5 protein-coding genes are annotated in these 4,836 nt (G+C 66.7%); 3 read left to right on the top strand and 2 right to left on the bottom strand.

Translation table 11 applies throughout. The annotated features are described in order from the left end of the window. Positions 1-120 precede the first annotated feature (120 nt). Together LFM09_RS49895 and ddaH are read right to left on the bottom strand one after the other, a co-directional pair. Positions 121-525, bottom strand: a complete 405-nt coding sequence (locus tag LFM09_RS49895; protein WP_414103698.1) for a DUF4279 domain-containing protein — start codon at positions 523-525, stop codon at positions 121-123. A gap of 91 nt (positions 526-616) precedes the next feature. Then, the gene (gene ddaH, locus LFM09_RS49890; protein ID WP_414103699.1) at positions 617-1,429 is read right to left on the bottom strand and encodes a dimethylargininase; all 813 of its coding nucleotides are present in this window, start codon (positions 1,427-1,429) and stop codon (positions 617-619) included. A gap of 147 nt (positions 1,430-1,576) precedes the next feature. On the opposite strand from ddaH, the gene LFM09_RS49885 reads away from it, so the two are divergent. The 3 genes from LFM09_RS49885 to LFM09_RS49875 all read left to right on the top strand — a co-directional run bounded on the left by LFM09_RS49885 (position 1,577) and on the right by LFM09_RS49875 (position 4,819). Continuing rightward, positions 1,577-2,017, top strand: coding sequence for an Lrp/AsnC family transcriptional regulator (locus tag LFM09_RS49885; protein WP_109628898.1), 441 nt, complete (start codon positions 1,577-1,579; stop codon positions 2,015-2,017). A gap of 11 nt (positions 2,018-2,028) precedes the next feature. Then, positions 2,029-2,769, top strand: a complete 741-nt coding sequence (locus LFM09_RS49880; protein ID WP_414103697.1) for an enoyl-CoA hydratase — start codon at positions 2,029-2,031, stop codon at positions 2,767-2,769. Positions 2,770-2,980: 211 nt separating this feature from the next. Then, positions 2,981-4,819: a 2-oxoacid:acceptor oxidoreductase subunit alpha gene (locus tag LFM09_RS49875; RefSeq protein ID WP_414103696.1), complete on the top strand. Its 1,839-nt coding sequence runs from the start codon at positions 2,981-2,983 to the stop codon at positions 4,817-4,819. Positions 4,820-4,836 lie beyond the last annotated feature (17 nt).

Genomic DNA, 4,836 nt, shown 5'->3' with positions numbered 1-4,836 from the left:
TGCACTTCCATGATCGGGAGTTACACCGCTCTTTTTACAGTCCCCCTTCCCCCTGTCGAGGCACCTCTTGAACGTGTCTGGCGGCCTGTGTTGTTGAGTGAGCCGTGACACGCGGACGAGTTAGTACAGGTCGAAGACGACGTCGACGTTGAGAGCGCTCAGCCTGCGCATCAGGTCAGCTTCGAGGGTGAAGCCGCCTTGGGCGTCATCGCCTGTGAAGACGCCGCAAAAGACATCGATCTGGACCTTGTCCCCGAGTGCGTCGATCTCGCGGCTCCGAGCTTCGATGAACGCCACGAGTTCGGCAACGTGTTCGTCGAGTGGGCTCGTGCGTTGCGCACTGCTCGTCAGAGCCCACTGAGCCCCTGCACGGAGCGCGCCATCAGGGCGACGGCGGCTCACCGGATCACCGATGTCGTGGCCGTCAGTGGATTCGCCGAGAGCGGCCACAAGGTCCGCAAGCGTTAGCGCCTCGCTGTACACCCTCAACGAAGCCTTGTACTCGTGCTGCTCTTGGCCGGTCATCGAGCGAACCTCTCACGTCGGACCGTCGCTACACGACGAAGGCCCCCGGCGTCGTTGACGGGGGCCTTCGAAGCAGACTGCGTGGGCGAGGTCAGCCGCGCAGTTCCATCGTGCAGCACTTCGGGCCGCCGCCCGACTTGCGCAGTTCCGAGATGTCGACGAACACGGGCTCGAAGCCGCGCCGCGCCACCTGCTCGGCCAGATTGGTGGCCTCTAGCGGCATCACGACGTGCTTGCCGTCGGAGACCGCGTTCAGGCCCAGGCAGACCGCGTCGTCGTCGTTGGCGATCACGGCGTCCGGGAACAGGCGGCGAAGAACAGCCTGCGAGCCCGGTGAGAAGGCCTCCGGGTAGTAGGCGACCAACGGCGAGGCGGACTGGTCGTCGAGCATGAACAGCGCCACGTCGAGGTGGTAGAAGCGCGGGTCTACCAGCTGCAGGGACACGACCGGGACGCCGAGCACCTCCTGGGCCTCGCCGTGCGCGCCGGGGTCCGTGCGGAAGCCGGTGCCGGCCAGAAGAAGCTGACCGGTCCAGGTGAAGTCGCCCTCGGCCTCGTTCACGGCGGTGGGCATGACTACGGACTTGTAGCCCGAGGCCAGGAACCAGCGGCGGAAGTGGTCGGCCTCCGCGGCGCGCTGGGAAGCCCTGAACCTGGAGCCGAGGACGCGGCCGTCGATCACGGTGCCGCTGTTGGCCGAGAAGACCATGTCGGGCAGGCCGGGGACCGGGTCGATCACCTGGACGTCGTGGCCCAGGCGCTCGTAGGTCTCCTTCAGGGCCGTCCACTGGTCCAGCGCCAACGAGGTGTTGGTGGGCTGGGTCGGATCCATCCACGGGTTGATGGCGTACTCCACCGTGAAGTACGTCGGCGGGCACATGAGGTACCGACGGGTCGTCGGCATGCGCGTCGGCGCTAGGGGTGCGGCGATGTCGAGCGTGATCGGCTCGCCAGGCCCGGAGATGGATACGGTCATGGATCGAAATGTAAAGGGCAGCTCGACCATCGAACAACGCCGCGACATTGCGTGAACTAGGGCAGAATGTTGCGTGTGGACAGCATCGACCAGCGAATCATTTCGTGCCTCATGGCGAACGCTCGATCCAGCTACGCGGAGATCGGCAAAGAGGTCGGTTTGAGCGCCCCCGCGGTGAAGCGGCGGGTGGACAAACTCCTGGACAACGGGGTTCTGCGGGGCTTCACGGCCGTCGTCGACCCGGAGGCGCTCGGGTGGGGTACCGAGGCCTTCGTCGAGGTGCACTGCAAGGGGAACGTGGCGCCGCACGACATCCAGCACCGGCTGGAACCGATGGCCGAGGTCAGTGCGGCTTACACGGTGTCGGGGGCGGCGGATGCGATCGTGCACCTCCGGGCCGCGGACATCCATCACCTGGAGACCGCGCTCGAAAGGCTGCGCGCCGTCGAGATCATCGATCGGACGGTGTCGACGGTCGTGCTGTCCCGGCTCCTGGACCGGCCGCTCGCACCTTAGAGTCCGGAGCCATGGCTGAGGTTCTGCTGGAGCACAACGACTCCGTCGCCGTGATCACGATCAACGACCCGGAGCGGCGCAACGCGTTGACGATCGACCTGTCGCAGCAGCTGCACGACAAGGTCAAGGAAGCGGAACGCGAAGCCAACGCGCTGATCATCACGGGGGCGCCGCCCGCGTTCTGCGCCGGCGCGGACCTCACGCAGCTCGGCAACTCCAAGGACGAGGGCCTCAGGAACATCTACCGGGGGTTCCTCGCCGTGGCGAACGCCACCATCCCGACGATCGCGGCCGTCAACGGGGCCGCGGTCGGCGCCGGGCTCAACCTCGCGCTCGCGGCGGACGTGCGGATCGCTGGGCCGAAAGCGAGGTTCGACGCGCGGTTCCTGCAGCTCGGGATCCACCCCGGCGGCGGCATGACGTGGATGCTGCAGAGGATCACCGGCAAGCAGACCGCCACGGCCATGACGCTCTTCGGACAGATCCTCGACGCCGACGAGGCGGTGCGCGTAGGACTGGCCTACGAGAAGGCTGAAGACCCACTGGCAGTAGCAAAGGAGCTGGCCAAGGCGGCAGCCGAGGCTCCAGCGGCACTCGTGCGGACCATCAAGGCCACGATGCGGGCGACCGATGCAATGCACGACCACGCGGAAGCGGTCGAGACAGAGCTGCGGCCACAGGTCGCTTCGATCGACACTCCAGAGTTCGCTGCCAGGCTTGCCGCGATGAAGGCTCGGATCAGCGGGCGGTAAGTGTTACCTTGAGTAACAGGTATCGAGGGTGACGTCTGCCGCATTCGGGTATCCGCTGGTAGTGCTGTGCTTACCGTCTAGTTAAGGACCCGGTGCTGCGGATGGGACAGTTTGTCTCGCCTGGTGGTACACGGCCCGTCTGGCAGGCGGTCCTGGCGACTACCCTCGCGGTGGGGCACAGCCACCCTTGGAGAGAGGTATCGGCGTAGGAATGAGCACTGAGACCCGCAAGCTGGATCGCGTCGTGATCCGCTTCGCCGGCGACTCCGGTGACGGCATGCAGCTCACCGGAGACCGGTTCACGTCGGAAGCGGCGGCGTTCGGCAACGACCTCGCCACGCAGCCCAACTTCCCCGCCGAGATCCGCGCGCCCCAGGGCACCCTGCCCGGTGTGTCGTCGTTCCAGCTGCACTTCGCCGACTACGACATCCTGACGCCCGGTGACCGTCCCGACGTGCTCGTCGCGATGAACCCGGCCGCGCTCAAGGCGAACGTCGTCGACCTGCCGGACGGCGGCATCCTCATCGTCAACACCGACGAGTTCACGAAGCGGAACCTGACGAAGGTCGGGTACGACTCCAACCCGCTCGAGGACGACTCGCTCGACAAGTTCCAGGTCCACAAGATCGCCATGGCGACGCTGACCATCGGCGCGCTGGAGGAGACCGGGCTCGGCAAGAAGGACGCCGAGCGCGCGAAGAACATGTTCGCGCTGGGCCTTCTCTCGTGGATGTACCACCGGCCGACCGAAGGCACGGAACGGTTCCTGCGCGAGAAGTTCGCGAAGAAGCCGGACATCGCCGAGGCCAACGTCCTGGCGTTCCGCGCCGGCTGGAACTACGGCGAGACGACCGAGGCCTTCGCGGTCACCTACGAGGTGGCGCCCGCGAAGCTGAACGTCGGCACCTACCGCCAGATCACCGGCAACACCGCGACGGCGTACGGCATCGTCGCGGCGGCGCAGCGCTCCGGTCTGCCCGTCGTGCTCGGCACGTACCCGATCACGCCGGCGTCCGACATCCTGCACGAGTTGTCGAAGCACAAGAACTTCGACATCACGACCGTGCAGGCCGAGGACGAGATCGCGGGCATCGGCATCGCGCTCGGCGCGTCCTACGGCGGTGCGATCGGCGTGACGTCGACGTCCGGTCCCGGCATCGCGCTGAAGTCCGAGACGATCGGCCTCGCCGTGATGACCGAACTGCCGCTGCTGGTGATCGACGTGCAGCGCGGTGGCCCGTCCACCGGTCTGCCGACGAAGACCGAGCAGGCCGACCTGCTGCAGGCGATGTTCGGCCGCAACGGTGAGTCGCCGGTGCCGATCGTCGCACCGCAGTCGCCGTCGGACTGCTTCGACGCCGTGGTCGACGCGACCCGCATCGCACTGAAGTACCGCACGCCGGTGCTGTTCCTGAGCGATGGCGCGATCGCGAACGGCTCGGAGCCGTGGCTGATCCCCGACGTCGACACGCTGCCGGACCTGACCGTCGAGTTCGCGACGGACCCGGAGGGCTTCCAGCCGTACTCGCGTGACCCGGAGACACTGGCCCGTCCGTGGGCTGTACCCGGCACTCCCGGTCTGCAGCACCGCATCGGCGGCCTGGAGAAGCAGGACATCACCGGCAACATCTCGTACGACCCGGAGAACCACGACCGGATGGTCCGCCTGCGCCAGGCCAAGATCGACGGCATCGAGGTGCCGGACGTCGAGGTCGACGACCCGAGCGGCGAGGCGAAGGTCCTGGTCGTGGGCTGGGGTTCGTCGTACGGCCCGATCGGTGCCGCGGCACGCCGGGTCCGCAAGCTGGGCCTGCCTGTCGCGCACGCGCACCTGCGACACCTCAACCCGTTCCCCAAGAACTTGGGTGAGGTCCTCAAAAAGTACGAAAAGGTCATCGTCCCGGAAATGAACCTGGGCCAGCTGGCGTTGCTGTTGAGGGCGAAGTATCTGGTGGACGCCGTGTCGTACACCAAGGTGCAGGGCCTGCCCTTCAAGGCGGAAGAGCTGCAGGACGTGCTCGCTGACGTGATCAAGGGGGTGTCGGCGTGACTGCGATCGACCTCGGG

Origin of the sequence: Lentzea alba (genome assembly GCF_047445655.1) — a bacterium.
Lineage (GTDB): Bacteria > Actinomycetota > Actinomycetes > Mycobacteriales > Pseudonocardiaceae > Lentzea > Lentzea alba_A.
This window is presented reverse-complemented; position numbering and strand designations above follow the sequence as displayed.